At 46.2% G+C, this 20,784-nt stretch carries 18 protein-coding genes and 2 pseudogenes; 9 read left to right on the plus strand and 11 right to left on the minus strand.

The features are described 5' to 3' along the window. Positions 1–10: 10 nt before the first annotated feature. The 4 genes and pseudogenes from gpsA to L1D23_RS13230 form a co-directional block, all read right to left on the minus strand. Entirely contained in the window at positions 11–1,045 is a 1,035-nt protein-coding gene (gene gpsA, locus L1D23_RS13215) for an NAD(P)H-dependent glycerol-3-phosphate dehydrogenase (protein ID WP_239866958.1), read from the minus strand. A gap of 137 nt (positions 1,046–1,182) precedes the next feature. Further along, a complete protein-coding gene (gene secB, locus L1D23_RS13220) occupies positions 1,183–1,650 on the minus strand; it encodes a protein-export chaperone SecB (protein WP_239866960.1) in 468 nt (155 codons plus the stop codon). 154 nt (positions 1,651–1,804) lie between these two features. Continuing rightward, the gene (locus tag L1D23_RS13225) at positions 1,805–2,239 is read right to left on the minus strand and encodes a rhodanese-like domain-containing protein (RefSeq protein WP_239837999.1); all 435 of its coding nucleotides are present in this window, start codon (positions 2,237–2,239) and stop codon (positions 1,805–1,807) included. A 102-nt stretch (positions 2,240–2,341) separates the two neighbouring features. Continuing rightward, a pseudogene (locus L1D23_RS13230) lies at positions 2,342–2,752 on the minus strand (GNVR domain-containing protein); the annotation flags it as partial. Positions 2,753–3,014: 262 nt separating this feature from the next. On the opposite strand from L1D23_RS13230, the pseudogene L1D23_RS13235 reads away from it, so the two are divergent. Next, positions 3,015–3,305, plus strand: a pseudogene (locus L1D23_RS13235) (YjbH domain-containing protein); the annotation flags it as partial. A 38-nt stretch (positions 3,306–3,343) separates the two neighbouring features. Here L1D23_RS13235 and epmA read toward each other — a convergent pair. Next, a complete protein-coding gene (epmA, locus tag L1D23_RS13240) occupies positions 3,344–4,315 on the minus strand; it encodes an elongation factor P--(R)-beta-lysine ligase (protein ID WP_239866962.1) in 972 nt (323 codons plus the stop codon). A 392-nt stretch (positions 4,316–4,707) separates the two neighbouring features. Here epmA and frdA point away from each other — a divergent pair, with 392 nt between their 5' ends. The 4 genes from frdA to frdD are packed head-to-tail and all read left to right on the plus strand — an operon-like array spanning position 4,708 to position 8,064. Then, positions 4,708–6,525, plus strand: a complete 1,818-nt coding sequence (gene frdA / locus L1D23_RS13245; protein WP_239866964.1) for a fumarate reductase (quinol) flavoprotein subunit — start codon at positions 4,708–4,710, stop codon at positions 6,523–6,525. Continuing rightward, positions 6,525–7,289, plus strand: a complete 765-nt coding sequence (locus L1D23_RS13250) for a succinate dehydrogenase/fumarate reductase iron-sulfur subunit (RefSeq protein ID WP_239866966.1) — start codon at positions 6,525–6,527, stop codon at positions 7,287–7,289. The genes frdA and L1D23_RS13250 overlap by 1 nt, the downstream gene beginning before the upstream one ends. Position 7,290: 1 nt before the next feature. Continuing rightward, the gene (gene frdC / locus L1D23_RS13255; protein WP_239866968.1) at positions 7,291–7,674 is read left to right on the plus strand and encodes a fumarate reductase subunit FrdC; all 384 of its coding nucleotides are present in this window, start codon (positions 7,291–7,293) and stop codon (positions 7,672–7,674) included. A gap of 12 nt (positions 7,675–7,686) precedes the next feature. Then, positions 7,687–8,064, plus strand: a complete 378-nt coding sequence (frdD, locus tag L1D23_RS13260; protein ID WP_239866970.1) for a fumarate reductase subunit FrdD — start codon at positions 7,687–7,689, stop codon at positions 8,062–8,064. Between the two features lie 67 nt (positions 8,065–8,131). On the opposite strand, the gene hslU is transcribed toward frdD, so the two are convergent. From hslU to priA, 5 genes are all read right to left on the minus strand, one after another. Beyond that, entirely contained in the window at positions 8,132–9,466 is a 1,335-nt protein-coding gene (gene hslU / locus L1D23_RS13265; RefSeq protein ID WP_239866972.1) for an HslU--HslV peptidase ATPase subunit, read from the minus strand. A 38-nt stretch (positions 9,467–9,504) separates the two neighbouring features. Next, positions 9,505–10,050: an ATP-dependent protease subunit HslV gene (gene hslV / locus L1D23_RS13270; RefSeq protein WP_239837981.1), complete on the minus strand. Its 546-nt coding sequence runs from the start codon at positions 10,048–10,050 to the stop codon at positions 9,505–9,507. Positions 10,051–10,254: 204 nt separating this feature from the next. Further along, positions 10,255–10,803, minus strand: coding sequence for an SPOR domain-containing protein (locus L1D23_RS13275; RefSeq protein WP_239866974.1), 549 nt, complete (start codon positions 10,801–10,803; stop codon positions 10,255–10,257). Between the two features lie 115 nt (positions 10,804–10,918). After that, positions 10,919–11,926 carry a DNA-binding transcriptional regulator CytR gene (cytR, locus tag L1D23_RS13280; RefSeq protein WP_239837977.1) on the minus strand — a complete coding sequence of 336 codons (1,008 nt, stop codon included), beginning with the start codon at positions 11,924–11,926 and terminating at the stop codon, positions 10,919–10,921. Between the two features lie 247 nt (positions 11,927–12,173). Beyond that, positions 12,174–14,375: a primosomal protein N' gene (gene priA / locus L1D23_RS13285; RefSeq protein ID WP_239866976.1), complete on the minus strand. Its 2,202-nt coding sequence runs from the start codon at positions 14,373–14,375 to the stop codon at positions 12,174–12,176. 290 nt (positions 14,376–14,665) lie between these two features. Here priA and rpmE point away from each other — a divergent pair, with 290 nt between their 5' ends. Beyond that, on the plus strand, positions 14,666–14,884 hold the full coding sequence (rpmE, locus tag L1D23_RS13290) for a 50S ribosomal protein L31 (RefSeq protein ID WP_006963341.1): 219 nt from the start codon (positions 14,666–14,668) through the stop codon (positions 14,882–14,884). Positions 14,885–15,134: 250 nt separating this feature from the next. After that, positions 15,135–16,412, plus strand: a complete 1,278-nt coding sequence (locus L1D23_RS13295) for a malic enzyme-like NAD(P)-binding protein (protein ID WP_239866978.1) — start codon at positions 15,135–15,137, stop codon at positions 16,410–16,412. Positions 16,413–16,498: 86 nt separating this feature from the next. Here the strand turns inward: L1D23_RS13295 and metJ are convergent, their stop codons facing one another. Beyond that, positions 16,499–16,819, minus strand: a complete 321-nt coding sequence (gene metJ, locus L1D23_RS13300) for a met regulon transcriptional regulator MetJ (protein WP_006963343.1) — start codon at positions 16,817–16,819, stop codon at positions 16,499–16,501. A gap of 221 nt (positions 16,820–17,040) precedes the next feature. Here metJ and L1D23_RS13305 point away from each other — a divergent pair, with 221 nt between their 5' ends. Further along, on the plus strand, positions 17,041–18,210 hold the full coding sequence (locus L1D23_RS13305) for an O-succinylhomoserine (thiol)-lyase (protein WP_239837972.1): 1,170 nt from the start codon (positions 17,041–17,043) through the stop codon (positions 18,208–18,210). Then, positions 18,207–20,618 (plus strand): bifunctional aspartate kinase/homoserine dehydrogenase II, encoded by a 2,412-nt coding sequence (locus tag L1D23_RS13310; protein ID WP_239866981.1) that lies wholly within the window; start codon positions 18,207–18,209, stop codon positions 20,616–20,618. The genes L1D23_RS13305 and L1D23_RS13310 overlap by 4 nt, the downstream gene beginning before the upstream one ends. Positions 20,619–20,784: the final 166 nt, after the last annotated feature.

A 20,784-nucleotide genomic window follows, 5' to 3' on the forward strand; every position in this document is an offset into this window, starting at 1 on the left:
CTATCAGCGTTTACGCCTCTGATTTCTTATCTCGAGCAAGCAAATCTTTTGCTGCCAAGTGAGCATCTTTTCCTTGATACAATACTTGATAAATTTGGTCAACAATCGGCATCTCCACGCCCATTCTCTGAGACAGCAACCAAACCTCTTTTGTGTTGCGGTAGCCTTCAACAACTTGGCCAATCTCTTCCTGCGCCATATCGACATCTTTACCTTGTCCTAGAGCGAGCCCGAAACGGCGGTTACGTGATTGATTATCTGTGCAAGTCAAAACCAAATCGCCAAGTCCTGCCATACCCATGAAGGTCTCTGGCTGCGCGCCTAATGCAGCGCCAAGACGTGTCATTTCCGCAAGACCACGGGTAATTAATGCCGTACGTGCATTCGCACCAAAACCAATGCCATCGGACATTCCAGCCCCTATAGCAATCACATTCTTCACCGCACCACCCAACTGCATACCGGTGAAATCGCTGTTGGCATATACTCGAAAGGTCTTACTGCAATGAATTTTCTCCTGCAGATCAGAAACAAAACCTTTATCAGGAGAAGCCACCGAGATTGCTGTTGGCATTCCCATCGCTAGCTCTTTAGCAAAGGTCGGCCCTGACAAAACCGCCATTGGGTGGCTTTCTCCTAAAGCTTCAACTGCAACTTCTTTCAACAATCGACCTGTTTCAGGCTCAAGCCCTTTGGTTGCCCAACAAATTCTGGAGTCCGGCCTTAGGTAAGGCTTAACATTATTCAGTACAATACCAAAAACATGGCTGGGTACGACAACCAATAGGTCACGACTTGCCTGTACAGCCTTTTCTAGATCTGATTCAATAATCAGTGAGTCAGGAAAATCAATCGCCGGTAAAAATTCGTGATTAGCTCTATCAGATTCCAAGCGCGCCATATGCTCAGGGTCATGCCCCCAAATCACCACATTCGCACCATTTCTCGCGAGTGAAATAGCTAGAGAAGTACCATAGGAACCCGCGCCAAGCACTGTCATTGCTATCTCTTTACCATAGCTGTTTTGAATGTCTGAGTCCGTCATTAATCCGCCTGATCGTATCTAATATGTGGAACTTGGAATGATTTCAGTGTAAGGCACTATTATCAGCAATAAATAAAAAATGCACAGCACATCCCTCGATGCTCTGTGCATTTCTTTAAGAAATAGCGATGAAACAATTAAGCTTCCGCTGTACCTTCTTGCTGAGCTTGCTGCTGTAGGTAGTTCATAAACAGAGCATCAAAGTTAACTGGTGCTAGGTTAAGTTGTGGGAACGTACCTTTAACCACTAAGCTAGAAATCGTCTCACGAGCATATGGGAATAGAATATTAGGGCAGAACGCACCTAGACAATGCGCAAGCTGGCCTGCTTCCATCTTCTCCGCTGTGAAGATACCACCTTGTTGTACTTCACATAGAAATGCTGTTTCTTCTTCGTTTTTAACCGTCACGGTTAGGCGTAAAACCACTTCGTACACACCTTCACCTAGCTCACGGCTCTGGGTGTCTAAGTCCAATTTCACATCAGGGTTCCACTCTTTCTGGAACATATTTGGTGAGTTAGGCGCTTCAAAAGAGACGTCTTTTAAGAAAATACGTTGGATTGCGAAATTTTGCGCTTCTTGTTGGGGTGCTGCTTCAGCCATTTTAAAAATCCTTTAATAGATCAAGTCGTCTGCTTGGAGACTAACTGAGAGAGTTGATTGTGACTAGGTTTTCCAAACAATTCGTGGAATTGTTCACATCTCTCTCTAATAAGCGCTGATTTTTTATTCAGCGCTTTCGTAAAATTCATGCAATTTACTTCTTGCCTTTTACCAGAGGCAAATTCGCTTCATTCCAAGCGATTAAACCATTCTTCAGCAAACTAACATTTTCAAAGCCAGCTTTTGCTAGGAGATTAGCACTCTCTTGCGCTGTTTGGCCCGTTTTGCATACCACAATAATTGGGTTAGATTTATGGTTTTCAAGACTACCTAAATTACCTGCTTTAATGTCAGAAGGTAAAATGTGAACTGCATCAGTAATATGCCCCTTACGGAACTCGTCTTTACTACGAATATCAACCACAACACCATTTTCACGATTCATCAGTTGTGTCGTTTGAGAGGCCGTCACTTCTTTATATGCCGCCGTTGTGGATTTTACGATATTCATGATTAAGGCAACCAAAAGGCCCACCCATACTAGAGAAAGTATCATGTTCTCTTGAAAAAATGCGATATATTCTTGCATGTCCTGTGCTCTTAAATTGTAGAGCGGCCTAAATATAAGCAGCTCTGGACTCAAATTCAGTTTGGGAGTATAGCGAGGATAAGAACTTAAGGCGAGGCCACCTTAAGCTTGATGTACAATAAGCGCATCATTCTCTCGACCAAATGCATAACGAACCAGTACAATAGCAATTCCCAACATCCCTCCCAGCAACGTCGCTAATACGCATATCAATGCTCGTTTGGGTCCAACTTTTTCTTCTGGTACAACCGGGGGGTCAATCACTTTAAACGCATATTCATCTTTCACCTCAGCTAGCATGAGTGTCTTAGTTTGTTCCTCAATCAATTGATAAAACACGTTCTGCATATCTACCACTTTAGTTCGTTCTAACTGCTGTTCTAGATACTCAATATTGCGATTGGTTTCCGTTAAAGATTCTTCTTTCATCCATAAGTTCAGCTCCTTAACTAACCATTGAGTCCATTGCTGAGCAACAAAAGGTGATAAATGAGTGATACTGACAGTGACAATACAATTGATGAACTGGTTCGATTCAAACGTAAACTACACACGTGGCCCGAACTACTATGTATTAGCCCTCCTTTCTACAGCGGAGAACCGATAAAGGGATCTACACCAAAGTCCGTCTTTGGCAAGAAGAGGACTGGCTGCCTGAGACATCAATTGAAGTTCGTTATTTTAGCGGTACGGGTTTATTTGACGGTAAATATGTACCGTAAGAAAGCACTTTAGTAATTTAGACATCACTCTAAATCTCAGTCTCAGCTAGGTAGGAGCTCGCTTCGATTTTTCTAAGCAATTTAATTCTGGAGTTATCGTCGGTGCATACGCGACCTTTACCGATCTGACAGCAGAAGAGTATGGTGAAGGAAGCTATAACAAAGGCTTCTATATTTCGATTCCTCTGGACATCATGACGATTAAGCCAAGTACCAGTCGCGCTGACATCTCTTGGGAGCCAATTACCCGAGATGGCGGGCAAATGCTGAAGAAACAATACAACCTATTTGAGAAAACAGACGTTCGTTCTCAATGGTATCAACGGCCTAGCACCGTTGAGTAGAATTGGCGAAGGCTGGCAGTGCTGCCAGCCTTTTACTCTTACGCTCTAGGGAAAGGGAATGCGGTTACCTTATCAATATGATCATTATTGGTTGCCAGCATAACTAGACGATCGATACCTAATGCCACTCCTGCGCATCGTGGTAAGCCTGCTTCTAATGCCTTAATCAAATGATGGTCAATGGGTTGTGTGGTTAGGCCCATTTGTTGTCGTTTAACGTTATCTAGCTCAAAGCGTTTAAGCTGCTCTTCGGCCCTATCCAGTTCATGGAAGCCATTTGCTAACTCTATTCCTTTAGAATACACCTCAAAGCGATCGGCAACACGGCTGTCTTGGTCGTTTATCTTTGCCAATGCCGCTTGTGACGCAGGAAAATCGTACACAAAGGCAGGAACTTGCTGACCGATTTCAGGCTCAACTCCAACGCTAAATAATAGTTGCAGCAAGGTGTCTCTGTCCTGTTCTGGCTGAGCAATATCACTAAGTCCTAACAAATCAGCCGTTACTTTCAGCTCTTCCATCGACGCCTCTAGCGGACAAATTTTCAATATTGAGAGAAAAGCCTGTTGATAGGTCATACGATCTGCGGCTCCAACCTTCAGAATCAGTTGCAGTAGCTCATCCATCTCATCCATCAACTGATGGTGATCAAAGCCAATCCGATACCACTCAAGCATGGTGAACTCAGGGTTGTGATATCGGCCATTTTCTTCATTGCGAAAAGATTTACAGATCTGGTAGATACAGCCACTTCCTGCAGCTAGCAAACGCTTCATATGAAACTCTGGGCTGGTCATTAGATAGAGATTCTTACCTTGCGAATAGCCAGGGCCAACAAATTTGGTTTGAAACGTGTGCAAATGAATATCTGTCACTGTTGCATGACTCATCGCGGGTGTATCAACCTCAAGGACGTTTTTATCCTTAAAAAACTGACGTATCTGCCCAATCAAATCCGCGCGTTGCCTTAACTGTTCAATGCTTGCCGTGGGTTGCCAATCTGCCTGCATAGCTCTTCTCTCGTGACGATGTATTGTGGCGCAAACTATCATCTTTCACTCAGATTGCAAATGAACAGCTCTTAGCTTGAAGCGTTAAAATAACGTACTACAAGAAATAATTCCCCAGCTTTAACATTGATGAAATTAATAACAAATCTCACTCGCAACATACCCGTAACAGCGGGTTCTGCAGAGACTTAGAGCTAAAATAAGTTTGCCGTGATAGTAATCACATAACCTGTATTTTCTATGCTCTCATATGCATTACTGGGGAAAAAACCTAAATACATCAACTTTTCCATAACGATACTCTTCTACACTACCCCTACCACTTTTGGGGGAATTCCCTCATTTTATGATAACAAGCGGAACACTCCGCAATTTCACACTGGAGGATAACTGTGCAAACTATCATCACAGATATCGCAGTCATCGGCGCTGGCGGCGCTGGTCTTCGCACTGCTATTGCAGCAGCTGAAGCAAACCCTGATTTAGAAGTCGCACTAATTTCTAAAGTTTATCCAATGCGTTCTCACACAGTCGCAGCAGAGGGTGGCTCAGCAGCAGTTATCAAGGATGAAGATAGCCTAGACAATCACTTCAACGACACCGTTGGTGGTGGTGACTGGCTATGTGAACAGGACGTTGTCGAATATTTTGTAGAAAACGCGACTCGCGAAATGATCCAAATGGAGCAATGGGGCTGCCCATGGAGTCGTAAAGAAAACGGGGAAGTCAACGTACGCCGCTTTGGTGGTATGAAGGTTGAGCGTACATGGTTCGCGGCAGATAAAACTGGCTTCCACATGCTTCACACCCTATTCCAGACATCAATGAAGTACGACAATATCAAACGTTTTGATGAGTACTTTGTGGTGGATCTTCTTGTCGATGAAGGTGAAGTGCAAGGTCTTATCGCCATTCACATGTCAGAAGGTGAACTCGTTACGATTAAAGCCAAGTCTGTTGTTTTAGCAACAGGTGGCGCAGGTCGTGTTTATCACTGTAATACTAACGGCGGTATCGTAACCGGTGATGGCATGGCAATGGCTTACCGTCATGGCGTACCTCTACGTGATATGGAATTCGTTCAGTACCATCCAACTGGTCTTCCAGGAACAGGTATTCTGATGACTGAAGGCTGTCGTGGTGAAGGCGGTATCATCGTTAACAAGAACGGCTACCGTTACCTACAAGATTACGGTATGGGCCCTGAAACTCCAGTTGGCCAGCCAAAGAACAAATACATGGAACTCGGTCCTCGCGACAAGGTTTCTCAGGCTTTCTGGCACGAACAGCAGAAAGGCAACACCATTAAACACCCTCTAGGTGATGTGGTTCATCTAGACCTTCGCCACCTTGGTGAAGAGTACCTGCAAGAGCGTCTACCGTTTATCTGTGAGCTAGCGAAAGCATACGTTAACGTTGACCCTGCGAAAGAGCCGATTCCAATTCGTCCAACGGTACACTACACCATGGGTGGCATTGAAACGAACGGCGAATGTGAAACGCGCATTAAAGGTCTATTCGCGGTAGGTGAATGTGCTTCTGTTGGTCTTCACGGCGCTAACCGTCTAGGTTCTAACTCACTGGCTGAGTTCGTGGTATTCGGCCGTGTTGCTGGTGAACAAGCTGTGAAGCGTGCAGCAGAATTCAAGGGCTGGAACGAAGAGTCTATTGCAGCTCAAGTCAAAGATGTTGAGCAGCGTATCGCAGCACTAATGAACCAAGAAGGCGATGAAAACTGGGCAGATATCCGCACTGAAATGGGTCATACCATGGAAGCGGGCTGTGGTATCTACCGCCAAGAAGATTTGATGCAAGCCACCATAGACAAAATCACTGAGTTGAAAGAACGTTACAAGCGCATCAGCATCAAAGACAAAGGCAAAGTGTTCAACACTGACCTTCTGTACGCTATCGAAGTCGGTTACGGCCTAGAAGTCGCAGAAGCAATGGTTCACTCTGCGATCCTGCGTAAAGAGTCGCGTGGTGCCCATCAGCGTCTAGATGATGGCTGTACTGAACGTGATGACGTAGAGTTCCTCAAACACTCTCTGGCTTTCTTCCAACCAGATGCAGCGCCAACTATCGACTACAGCAAGGTGACTATCACTAAGTCACAGCCTAAAGCTCGTCTATACGGTGAAGCTGCTGAGAAAGCAGCCGCTGAAGAAGCAGCAAAAGCGGCACAGAAGAACGCAGAGGAGCAAGCATAATGTCAGCAAATCGCATCCAAAAAGTAGAGATCCTGCGTTATGACCCAGAGAAAGACGCAGAACCGCATTTCCAGACCTTTGAAGTGCCATTCGATGAAACTATGTCGACCCTTGATGCACTTGGCTACATCAAAGATAACCTAGATAAAGATCTGTCTTACCGTTGGTCTTGTCGTATGGCGATCTGTGGTTCATGCGGCATCATGGTGAACGGCGTACCAAAACTTGCTTGCAAAAGCTTCCTCCGTGACTACCCAAACGGCGTGAAGATCGAGCCATTAGCAAACTTCCCAATCGAGAAAGACTTGATTGTCGACATGACGCCATTCATTGAGCGCCTTGAAGCCATCAAGCCTTACATCATCGGTAACGATCGTAAACCTGAAGACGGCACTAACCTACAAACGCCAGAGCAAATGGCTAAGTACAAGCAGTTCGCTGGTTGCATCAACTGTGGTCTATGTTACGCAGCGTGTCCGCAGTTTGGTCTAAACCCAGAGTTCATAGGCCCTGCAGCACTGACTCTTGCCCATCGTTACAACCTCGACAGTCGTGACAACGGTAAAGATGAGCGTATGTCACTCATTAATGGCGAGAACGGTGCTTGGGGCTGTACCTTTGTGGGTTACTGTTCTGAAGTTTGTCCGAAGAATGTAGACCCTGCAGCTGCAGTAAACCAAGGTAAGGTCGAGTCTTCTATGGACTTCGTGATCTCAATGTTCAAGCCTGATGGCACACCAACAAAGACTACACAGGAGGCGTAAGATGAGTAACCGTAAACCTTACGTTCGCGAGGTAAAACGCACTTGGTGGAAAGATCATCCATTTTACCGCTTCTACATGCTGCGTGAAGCAACGGTGCTGCCTCTGATCCTCTTTACGCTCTTCCTAACTTTCGGTTTAGGTTGCTTAGTAAAAGGGCCAGAAGCGTGGCAAGGTTGGATTGAGTTTATGGCCAATCCACTTGTAGTCGCGATTAACATCGTTGCACTTGCGGGTAGCCTACTGCATGCTCAAACGTTCTTCAGCATGATGCCGCAGGTAATGCCGATTCGCTTAAAAGGTAAGCCAGTGGATAAGAAGATCATTGTGCTTACTCAATGGGCAGCCGTGGCATTTATTTCTCTGATTGTGCTAGTAATCGCTTAAGGAGCTATGACTATGAAACCTAATTTTTCTGTAGATAGAGCTCCTAAGCGTTCTGATGAACCAATTTGGTGGGGACTGTTTGGCGCTGGCGGTACTTGGTTTGCCATGATTACACCAGTGACGATTCTGGTTCTTGGTGTACTTGCTCCATTAGGCATCATCAATGCAGAAGCCCTAAGCTATGAGCGAGTGGTTGATTTTGCCACAAGCATCATTGGCGCTCTATTTATCATTGGTACACTCGCGCTACCAATGTGGCATGCAATGCACCGTGTTCATCATGGTATGCACGACCTTAAATTCCATACCGGTTTGGTCGGAAAAATCGCTTGTTACGCATTTGCAGGCTTGATCTCTGCCCTCGCAGTGATCTTTATCTTTATGATTTAAACAACTGAGTTCTTGGTGATAAAATAAGCCCGCTCAATGGAGCGGGCTTATTACTATCTAAGTGAAGCTAAAGAATAAAACGACTCAGATCTTCATCTTCGACTGTATTGCCCAGTTTGGCTTTTACATAGTCAGAGTCTATCGTCAATTTCGAGCCGGATTTATCCGTTGCTTCAAACGAGATCTCATCCATCAAGCGTTCCATCACAGTATGCAGGCGACGAGCGCCAATGTTTTCCGTGGTTTCGTTAACCGTCCACGCCGCTTCAGCAATTTGAGTAATACCATCCTCGGTAAATTCGATATCCACATCTTCAGTTTTCATCAGGGCAATGTACTGCTCTGTCAACGATGCTTTAGGCTCTGTCAGAATACGTTTGAAGTCATTGCTTGAGAGCGCTTCTAGTTCAACACGAATTGGCAAGCGACCTTGTAATTCAGGGATAAGATCTGATGGTTTTGCCACTTGGAATGCGCCAGACGTAACAAACAAAATGTGATCAGTTTTTACCATACCATGCTTGGTTGAGACCGTACTGCCTTCAATAAGCGGCAGTAAGTCACGCTGAACACCTTCGCGAGACACATCTGGGCCAGAGCTTTCACCGCGCTTACAGATCTTGTCTATTTCATCGATAAATACGATACCGTTGTTTTCAACATTAAAGATTGCCTGCTCTTTTAGCTCCTCTTGGTTCACAAGCTTTGCAGCTTCTTCTTCTGTGAGCGCCTTGAAGGCATCTTTAATTTTCAGTTTACGCTTCTTCTTGGTATCGCCCGCTAGGTTTTGGAACATACCCTGCAGTTGGTTAGTCATCTCTTCCATACCAGGAGGCGCCATGATCTCAACACCCATCTGAGGAGCTGCCACATCGATTTCGATCTCTTTGTCGTCTAGCTTGCCTTCACGTAGCTTCTTGCGGAAAATTTGACGTGTATTTGAAGCACTTTCGTCCTGTTGCTCGTTTTGCCCCCATGCATCTCGTGCGGGTGGTAAAAGCGCATCAAGAACACGTTCTTCAGCTTGTTCTTCAGCACGGAATTTTACTTTTTCCATTGCTTGCTGATGCGTCATCTTGATGGCAACATCCGTCAGATCACGAATGATAGTCTCGACCTCTTTACCAACGTAACCTACTTCAGTAAATTTGGTCGCTTCCACCTTGATAAATGGCGCGTTCGCCAACTTTGCAAGACGGCGAGCGATTTCCGTTTTACCCACGCCCGTAGGACCAATCATCAAAATATTTTTCGGGGTAACTTCGGCACGCAAGCTTTCTTCTAGCTGCATACGACGCCAGCGATTACGTAGTGCAATTGCTACAGAGCGTTTCGCATTATCTTGACCGATAATATGGCGGTTCAGTTCATGCACAATTTCGCGAGGAGTCATTTCAGACATAATCAAATTCCTTAAATTCTAGTAGCCACTATCTTGGGTTATTCAGCACTTAATAGAGCTGGAATTTCTAGTTCTTCGATAGTGTGGTGATGATTAGTAAACACACAAATATCACCGGCAATTTTCAATGATTTTTCAGCAATATCACGCGCATCCAGTTCGGTGTTCTCTAGTAATGCGGTCGCTGCAGCTTGAGCAAAATTACCGCCGGAACCGATCGCAATCAGATCATTTTCAGGCTGAACCACATCACCATTACCTGTGATGATCAAAGAGGCAGTCTCATCCGCCACAGCCAATAGCGCTTCTAATTTGCGCAGCGCACGGTCACTACGCCAGTCTTTGGCCAACTCTACCGCCGCTTTCGTCAAATGCCCTTGATGCATCTGCAACTTGCTTTCAAACTTTTCAAACAACGTGAAGGCATCCGCTGTACCACCAGCAAAGCCAGCAAGCACTTTGTTGTTGTACAGGCGGCGCACTTTGCGCGCATTACCCTTCATTACTGTGTTACCCAGAGATACTTGTCCATCACCAGCGATGACGACTTTGTTGTTACGACGTACAGATACAATGGTAGTCACGAGTAGGGCCTCATAATAGTTTTCATCTTAGTGTTAGAAGATATATGAGGTTAGCTTAAAGGGAATTCAAGGGCAGTCGGTGCTAAGGAGCACGCTTAAAGGAAGCAATGAGCATCAAGATATTGCTACAAACGCGTAGAACAAAATCTCTAGCGAACTTAGGCTCTATACAAGAAAGCGAGCCAATTGGCTCGCTTCATTTATCTACTGACTGTCTTTCCAGATCGCACAAGGTTCAATCTTAGCACGCTGAAGTTTGTGCTTATCTCGTTCTGCATCACGCTTGAACTTATATGGCCCTAACACCACACGATACCATTTGCTACCCTCTTTCTTGCGGATCTTGCTGTTGATCCCCTGAAAAGCAATATCGAGCTTACGCGCTTCGGCCTGAGAAGCATTAGTGTACGCCCCACACTGCATGATATAAGGGATCTCGGACACCACCTGCGCCTTGGCTGTGACTTCAATCTCACGACTGGGAAGGGATTCAACGTAGTCCCATTTTTCTTCCGGAGGAGGTGGTAACACCTTATCAGCCTTTGGTTTAGGTTTCGGCTTGGTTTGCTGCACAACAGGCTGGGGGGGCTCAGGGTCATTGTTCAATGTATAAAGTCCGTAGCCAAACCCTCCTACCAGCAAAATTGCCAGTAACCCGCTTCGCCATGGCTTTCTTTTGGGAGCCGACTTTTTACGCACGGGTTTGCGCCCGCTGTTACCACGACCGCGCTTTACATAATCTCTATTTGCCACTGCTGTACATCAATATCTATTACCTCTTTGGCTATGGTAATGCAGTTCGCGCCCTGATTACAGAGGGGAAATGGAAGCGGCGCATCAAAATGCACCGCTGAGGAGAAAGCTATCCTCAGATGACTCGCGGTGGAGCGGCACTTTCTCTGACCACTAACTGAGTTTCCAACAATCTTGAACCTGCTCGAACATCATGTCCTCGCAACAACTCCAACATCATCAACATCGCTTGACGGCCTATTTCATAGCGCGGCTGAGAAATAGTGGTCAGCGGTGGATCGCAGTACTGAGCAAATTGAATATCATCGAAGCCAACGACTGAAAGATCTTGTGGTACTCGTAAGCCTAATTTCTTCGCTTCCTGAATCGCACCAATGGCCATTGCATCGTTGTGACAGAAAATAGCAGTTGGAGGCTCAGGTAGAGATAGAAGCTGTCTCACTGCTTTTGCGCCATCTTCAAACGAGAAATCACCGTAGATAGTGTAGTTGGGGTTCATCGTGATCCCCGCTCGACGCAGTGCTTGCTGGTAACCTTGGAAACGGAATTGACACAATACAGCTGAGTCCGGCCCAGAAATCTGGGCAATACGTTTATGCCCCATTTGTGTCAGATAGTTCACTGCTTCAAATGCCGATGTCAGGTTGTCAATGTGAACCGTCGGCAATTCCAGCTCTGGAGCAAATTCACACGCCATCACCATAGGTGGCAAGTTTTTCTGCTCTGGTTTGCTGACGTCAAATGGCAGATCCGTACCAAGCAGCAACATACCATCTGCCTGCTTAGTAAAGACAAGGTTAACAAAAGAACTTTCTCGTTTTTTCTGCTGACCACTATCTCCTAGCAGTACTATGTACCCATGCTCCATTGCTGCATCTTCTATCCCGCGAATAATCTCTGTGTAGTAGGGATCACAAATATCTGGGATGATAGCAATAATGGTTTTGGACTCATTTCGGCGCAGGTTGCGCGCCAGAGAATTTGGTGAATATCCGGCTTCTAAAACTGCATCTTCGACCCGCTTCCTTGTGGCTGAAGATACTTTTTCCGGGTTCATTAGAGCACGCGATACTGTTGCAGTTGAAACACCGGCCAGCTGAGCAACATCCTTCATTGTCGCCATATATTAATTACCCTCTTTATTTCCTAAACATGGTAGCGCCTAGTGCCACCTAAACCGATTTTGATGAGCTGAAACCCATTCTTATGTTTATTGCCTAGAGCAATCGTTTACCTGTCTTATATCACTCAATTTATTCAATCAAGCTAATCCATAGTTTATTCATTTCGAAACAGAAAGTTACGGGAAGATTAACAAAATTAAACCCCGCAGCGAGACGTGAATCACAATTAAATGAAAAAGATGAAAATCAACTCAGATCTTGCGGCTCAATATCTAAAGACCAGCGAACCTTTTTTGCATTAGGTAGCATTTGGATCGCGGGTTTGGCACTAGCCAGTAGTTTTTGCATCCTTGGGCGAGTTTGCGTCTGCAACATTAGCTGCCAACGGTGCTTACCAGCTCGTTTTGCCAGCGGAGCCGGTGTGGGGCCCAAAACCTGACAATAACCGTCAAAGAGAGGATGAGCTTCCAAGGTATGACGAACCTGACGCAAAAATGCTTCCACGTGTTGGGAGTTATTCGCCTCGGCACGAAACAGTGTCAAATAAGAATAAGGTGGCAGCAGGGCAAATTTACGTTCCTGTAATGCAGTCTCAGCAAAATGGCGATAACTTTTGGTCAGCAGTGCCTGTAACAAACTGTGCTCAGGGTGATGGGTTTGTAGTATCACCTCCCCGGGTTTGCTCGCACGACCGGCACGCCCTGCTACCTGAATAAACAATTGAGCCAAACGCTCTGATGCCCTGAAATCACTGCTGTATAGTGAACCATCAACATCCAGCAATGCTACCAATGTCACATCAGGGAAATGATGACCTTTCGCCAACATCTGAGTACCAATCAATATTTGGTATTTACCGCTACGAATTGCACCTAGCGCTGATTCAAGGCTCCCTTTACGCCGAGTGCTGTCGCGGTCAATCCGTATGGTTTTATATTCAGGAAAGAGCTCACCCAGTTGCGCTTCAAGCTGCTCAGTACCAACGCCCACCGTTACTAAGTTGGATGAACCACACCCTTTACACTGATGAATAGTAGGCTGCTGAGAACCGCAATGGTGACAACGAATTTCATTGCTGTATTGATGGTAGGTGTAATACGCATCACAACGCTTACATTCGGCAATCCAACCGCAATCATGGCACATCAAGGCTGGCGAAAAACCGCGGCGATTGAGAAATAGCATCACTTGATTGCCCGCGCTGAGGTGTTGACGCATTTCAGCAATTAAAGACGCAGATAAGCCACTTTCCAGATACTGGCCTTTTACATCCAACACCTTATTTGTCGTCGGTACAGCATTGCCTGCGCGCGCTGTCAGTGTCAGATGGTGGTACTTGCCTGATAAGGCGTTATGCAGCGTTTCCAACGCAGGCGTTGCTGAGCCAAGAACAATAGGGATTTGTTCCTTATTGGCCCGCATTACGGCGACATCACGCGCATGGTAGCGAAGGCTGTCTTGTTGCTTATACGAAGCATCGTGTTCTTCGTCTACAATGATGATGCCGAGATCGGCAAAAGGAGTGAGCAGTGCTGATCGCGTGCCAATCACGATGCCAGCCGCTTTATCACGAGCACTTAACCAAGCATTTAACCGCTCACTGTCATTGAGCCCCGAATGAATAACAGCAACTGGAACTTCAAACCTATGACGAAAGCGATTGATTGTTTGAGGCGTCAGGCCAATTTCGGGGACCAACACCAATGCTTGCTGCCCTTTCTCTAGTACTGGCTTAATCAGGTTTAGGTAAACTTCCGTTTTCCCTGACCCAGTGACACCTTCTAGTAGAAAGCAGCCAAATCCACTTAAGCTATTGACGGTTGCAATCGCCACAGCCTGTTCTTCATTAAGCTTTGGCTTATCAACATCCGCCTCCACCTGCTGGCTCCAATCGCGAATTTCTGGTTTTCGTTCAACCGACTCAATCCAACCTTTCTCATTTAATCCCTTAAGGACACTGGTACTGATCTCCTCATCAAGAAAATGCTGGTGTGGTACAGGACCAACTTCTAACCTATGCATCACTTTGGCTCGCTTCACAGTTAAACTAGAACCAAGCATTAACTGCTCACGACCAGAAGCGGTTAAACGCCATTCCACCAGCGAAGCAAAATCCGCTTTTTTTCCCTTACGTAAAGCACTGGGCATAGCATTGAATAGCGTTTCGCCAAGCGGATAATGATAGAACTGGCTACACCACTGCAGCAACTCATAGAGGCTATCTGGCCAGACAGGCTGAGAGTCCAACACCTGTTTCAGCGGTTTGAGTTTATCAATGCTAAATTCTGATTGATTAACAAGCGCAGTCACCACCCCCACCAAAGTCTGGGGGCCAAAAGGCACAGACACACGTCCACCAATAACAGGGAATAGGTGTGCGGGGATCTGATAGTCAAATAGTTTGTCGAGTGGTACAGGCAAGGCTACTCGGGCAATCGTCGGTCGCATATAAGCTTAAATACAATCAAAGGTACCCAATTAGTCTAAGGGAAAAGCGCTAAACGGGGAAGCAACGACATCATGAACTTCAGTTCTACGATGGTTCAACCTCATAGGCGAAAAAAGTAGCAACTTTATTGGTAAATCGGTTGATCCCAGAGAACGTATTCATTACTATATCGCGCCTTAGTGATATGGCTTGCTTTTGAGCAGCGGTATCCAAAGTGACATTTTATTAACTACGTGTGGTGTCCGGCTTAGAATCGGATAGCGACACGGCCTATTACAGAGGTTCTCCCATGAAAGCTGGTATCCACCCAGAATACAAAGCAGTTAAAGCAACTTGTTCTTGCGGTAACTCTTTCGAGTTCAACTCAACTCTAACTAAAGAGTCAATCCACCTAGACGTATGTGACAAATGTCACCCATTCTACACTGGTAAGCAGCGTATCGTTGATACTGGCGGCCGTGTAGATCGCTTCAACAAGCGTTTCGGTGCTCTTTCTTCTAAGAAATAATTTCTTTTTAGATGAAAAGAAAAGGACGCTACGGCGTCCTTTTTTGTTATCTGCTTTTGCCCCAACCCATTCAGAATAATCTCTTCCACTGTTTGATATTCGCTAGCCATATCTCTACCCATCTGGTCTTATCTCCAGTGATTTAGCACATTTTATTGCTTTAGCTCGCATTCTGACCTAGGCAGCTTGACTTAGTTACTCTAGAATGGATTTCCCCTATCCTAATTATTATTAACGAGTACCTACACCTATGTCCGATGACAATCGCCAAGAACTATCCCCTGAAGAACAATTCCGTCAGCAAGCGCTGGATTACCATGCTTACCCAACAGCAGGTAAAATTTCGGTGGAGCTGACAACACCAGCCGAAACGGCAGGTGATCTGGCGTTAGCGTACAGCCCAGGCGTGGCTGAGCCTGTACGTGAAATTGCACAGAATGCAGATAATGCCTATAAGTACACCTCAAAAGGTAACATGGTAGCGGTTATCTCTAATGGCACAGCAATTCTTGGTCTTGGTAACTTAGGTCCGCTGGCATCCAAGCCAGTCATGGAAGGTAAAGCTCTTTTGTTCAAACGCTTTGCAGGTTTGGACTCTATCGACATTGAAGTCAAACACCGCACAATCGAAGAATTTGTCGATACGGTTGCCAACATTGCCGATACGTTTGGCGGTATCAACCTTGAAGACATTAAAGCCCCAGATTGTTTTGAAATTGAAAAGCAATTAATCGAGCGCTGTGATGTGCCGGTTTTTCACGATGACCAACACGGTACAGCGATCGTAACCGCAGCCGGCATGCTTAACGCAATTGAACTGCAAGGCAAAAAGCTAGAAGACGCGACGATTGTCTGTCTTGGCGCAGGCGCTGCTGCAGTAGCTTGTATGGAGCTACTGATCAAATGTGGTGCGATGCGCGAGAAAATCTACATGCTTGACCGCAAAGGCGTTATCCACACTCGCCGTGATGATCTCAACGAATACAAGCAGCTATTTGCGAATAACACTGACAAGCGTACGCTGGAAGATGTTATTGAAGGCGCAGACCTGTTCTTAGGCGTATCTGGCCCGAACTTGCTCGTTCCTGAAGCTCTCAAACTGATGGCTGACAAACCTGTTGTCTTTGCGTGTTCAAACCCAGATCCGGAAATCAAGCCAGAGCTGGCACATGAAGTCCGTGATGATTTAATCATGGGTACAGGTCGCAGCGACTACCCGAACCAAGTAAACAACGTGTTGTGCTTCCCATTCATCTTCCGCGGTGCTCTCGATGTTCGTGCTAGCGAAATCAACGATGAAATGAAACTCGCTGCGGTGGACGCCATTCGTGAACTGGCGAAAGAAGAAGTTCCAGCGGAAGTACTGAAAGCCGCAGGTGTGGATAAGCTGGAATTTGGCCCTGACTACATTATTCCTAAGCCAATGGACTCCCGCCTATTACCGCGTGTTGCAAAAGCGGTTGCTCTAGCGGCAGTGGAATCAGGTGTAGCTCGTATTGAGATGCCAGAGAATTACATGGAAGCGTAAGCGTTTCTCTCTGAAACAAAAAACCGCTGAATATTCAGCGGTTTTTTTGTATTTAGCGAAATAAAAATAAGGTGTGCAGCTGGTGATTACTCTTCATCATACGCTTCGAATTCAATCCCCATCTCAGTCATGAGTTTTTTCACTTCCGCGGGAATATCATCTGGGCGGTCTTTACGCAAATCTTCATCAGTAGGTAGTGGCTGGCCTGTATAAGCATGCAAAAACGCTTCACAAAGCAGTTCACTGTTGGTCGCATGGCGCAGGTTATTAATCTGACGACGGGTTCGCTCATCAGTTAAAACCTTCAATACTTTCAATGGAATAGAAACCGTAATCTTCTTTACTTGTTCACTTTTCTTTCCATGTTCAGCATACGGACTAATGTATTCGCCGTTCCAATCTGCCATTGCGCACCTTTATGATTCATTATGTATAAAATTAGAAAGCGTAATTTTAGCGGGATTTATGGCCACAAGCAAAGACATATAGACGTCTAGAAGTGTTGACGTCTTTAAAAATGAGAAGTAAAGTGAAGAGACATACGATTGGAATAACATATATCTAACATCCGGCAAACAGGTATAGTGTAATCTCCAGCCAAGTCACTACAGTTCGAAAGGAAACACTTATGAGCGCCCGTAAACCAGCCACAATCGCGGTACGTACTGGTATCGAGTCAGACACTCAGCATCACGCCGTTGTGCCACCTATTTACCTCTCGACTAACTACGGTTTTCCCGCCTTTGGCGAAGTGCCAAAATATGACTACACTCGCTCGGGTAACCCAAACCGTGGCTTGTTAGAAAAAGCTCTGTATGAGCTGGAATCTGGTAAAGGTGCGGTAGTGACCAACTGTGGAACCTCTGCATTGAACTTATGGGTCTCTGCATTTCTTGGCCCAGATGATCTGATCGTCGCACCACACGATTGCTACGGCGGTACGTACCGTTTGTTTAATACCCGCGCTCAAAAAGGTGATTTCAAGGTCCAGTTTGTCGATCAGTCCGATCAAAAAGCCTTGGACGAGGCTATTGCAAAGAAACCTAAACTGATTCTGTTAGAAACACCGTCTAACCCTTTGGTTCGCGTAGTCGACATTGCCGCAGTATGTGAAAAAGCCCGCCAGGTTGGTGCTCTGGTCGGCGTCGATAATACCTTTTTGACACCTGTGTTCCAAAAGCCTCTTGAACTCGGCGCTGACTTCGTCATTCACTCAACAACTAAATACATTAACGGCCATTCTGATGTCATCGGTGGCGTAGTGATCACCAAAACTGAGCAGCACGCTGAAGATCTCGCTTGGTGGGGCAACTGTATCGGCGCAACAGGCACACCATTCGATAGCTACATGACATTACGCGGTATTCGCACCTTGGGCGCACGCATGAAAGTACATGAAGAAAGCTCAGCGCACATTCTCAATTACCTACAGTCTCAGTCTCTGGTAGGTAACATCTATCACCCTAGCTTGCCGGATCACCCTGGTCATGAGATTGCGAAAAAGCAGCAGTCTGGATTTGGCTCCATGCTTAGCTTTGAGTTTGCAGGCAGCTTTGAGCAGCTCAAACACTTTGTTGGTCAGCTAGAGCTCTTCTCACTCGCTGAATCACTTGGCGGTGTGGAAAGCCTGATTTGCCACCCAGCGTCGATGACACACCGAGCAATGGGAGAAGCGGCTCTAGCTGAAGCTGGTGTGTCCCAACAATTACTACGCCTTTCAGTTGGTCTAGAAGACGCTGACGACCTGATTGCAGACCTTGAGCAGGCATTTAATAAAACCAAGGAGGCGTTGTCATGAGCCAGCAACGTCAATTGCATAAATTTGGCGGCAGTAGCCTCGCGGACCCAGAGTGTTACCGCCGCGTCGTCAACATACTCAAAGAGTATTCAGACAAAGAAGATTTGATTGTTGTCTCTGCTGCGGGTAAAACTACTAACCGTTTGATCGAATTCCTCGACGCATTAAGCAAAGATGGCCGACTCGCGCATGAGGCATTGCAAACGTTGCGTCAGTTTCAAACCCAACTGGTTGAGGAGCTACTCCAAGGAGAGACTCAACAACAGTTGATCGCAACACTCAACGATGAATTCAGTACACTGGGTGAGCTAACAGCTCCGTTAACTAGCGCCGAGCGCGCAGCCGTATTAGGTCACGGAGAAGTGTGGTCTTCACGACTACTGGCAGCATTACTGAATCAAAATGACCTACAGGCTGTCGCTCAGGACGCAAGAGCCTTCCTACGTGCCGAAGCAGGCACACAACCTGAAGTTGACCGAGGCACCTCTTATCCGCTGATCAAAGAAGTGCTCGCTCAACACGCCCATCACCGCGTTGTGATCACAGGCTTTATGGCACAGGATGAGCAAGGCCATACCGTTCTGCTTGGTCGTAATGGTTCAGATTACTCCGCCACTGTCATTGGTGCGCTAGCCGAAGTAAAACGCGTGACCATTTGGAGTGATGTTGCCGGTGTCTACAGCGCAGACCCTCGTTTAGTTTCGGATGCTTGCCTGTTGCCATTACTTCGCCTTGACGAAGCCAGTGAATTAGCCCGGCTTGCAGCGCCCGTTTTACACAGTCGTACTTTACAGCCTGTTGCACAAAGTGCGATGGATTTGCACCTGCGTTGTAGCTATGACCCCGAAGCTGGATCAACTCGAATCGAACGTGTTCTTGCATCAGGCCGCGGTGCTAAAATTATCTCCTCGTTAAAAGAAGTACTGCTTATTCAACTCAACTTTGCCTCTGGGCATGACTTCAAACGCCTTGAACAGGAAACCTTGGCAAGTTTGAAACGAGCACAGCTAGAACCTTTAACCTACGAGGTTCAGGAAGATCAGCAAACCCTGCGCTTAGCCTACACTGCCGAGATTGCAGGTGGTGCGCTCGAATATCTGCAAGATGCGGCGATAGAAGCAGAAATTAAGCTCAAAGAAGGCTACTCACTGATTGCGGCAGTCGGCGCAGGCGTGACGAAAAATGCGAGCCATTGCTATGGTTTTTATCAGAAGCTCAAAGCTGCACCTATCGAGTTCATCTCAGAATCCCAATCTGGTTTGAGCTTAGTCGCTGTACTGCGCAGTACGGATACTTCTGTTCTGGTTAAATCAATCCATAGCCAGTTATTTCAAGCTCAAAAACGTGTCGGCATTGCTCTATGTGGTAAAGGCAACATTGGCTCGAGCTGGCTCGAACTGTTCGCCGAACAAAAAGCTGAACTGGAAAAGCGTCGCGGCATGAACTTTGAACTGGTTGCCGTTGTTGGCAGCCAAAATTATTGGTTCAATCCTGAAGGCATTGATGCCAGTACCGTCAGCGACCACTATGAAGAAGAGGCCGTTGAATACCAAGGTAATGAGTGGGTAAGAAAGCTCGGCGCCATTCAAGGTTACGATGACGTAGTCGTACTTGATGTGACGGCAAGCCCACAGCTGGCAAAACGTTACCTAGAGATTGCAGAACAAGGCATGCACCTTATCTCGGCCAACAAAGTCGCCGGCTCTGCGTCCAGCAGTTATTATCATCAAGTGCAAGATGCCTTTGCCAAGATAAACCGCTACTGGCTGTACAATGCAACAGTCGGGGCAGGTTTACCCATTAATCATACCGTCAAAGATCTACGTGAGAGTGGTGATGATATTCATGCCCTATCCGGAATTTTCTCCGGCACGTTATCTTGGTTATTCCAACAATATGATGGCAGTGTCCCTTTTGCTGAGCTGGTGGATCTCGCTTGGCAGCAGGGGTTAACTGAACCCGATCCGCGTAGCGATCTCGACGGTTCCGATGTTATGCGAAAATTGGTTATCCTTGCTCGTGAGGCAGGACTCGACCTCGAGCCTGAAGCCGTCAAAGTCGAAAGCCTAGTTCCCTCTGAACTCGCAGAGTTATCTCTCGATGACTTCCTCGATAATAGCCAACTATTAAGTGAGCTATTAGCTGAACGTTTAGAAAAAGCTCAGCGTGAAGATAAAGTACTTCGTTATGTTGCTAGGTTGGAAAAGAACGGTTCTGCAACCGTGGGAGTTGAGGCACTTAGCAAAGAACATGCATTAGCTAACTTGCTGCCATGTGACAACATCTTTGCCATCGAAAGTAAATGGTACAAGGATAACCCTCTAGTCATTCGCGGCCCGGGCGCTGGTCGAGAAGTAACCGCAGGTGCGATTCAGTCCGATCTCAACTTACTTTCCAGCTTCTTATAATCGACTTTAGCGCAGCCCTCAGCTGCGCTTTTTCTTTCCCGCACAACTATTCACCTTTCAAGTTGAAAACGTCTAATATTTAACTTGAGAAAAATTCATAATCGTATTGTTGACTTTAAATCGTATTCAATACATCCTGTGGACATATAGACGTCTAAACGTCGAT

It is taken from the genome of Vibrio sp. Isolate24 (assembly GCF_022398215.1).
GTDB lineage: Bacteria > Pseudomonadota > Gammaproteobacteria > Enterobacterales > Vibrionaceae > Vibrio > Vibrio coralliilyticus_A.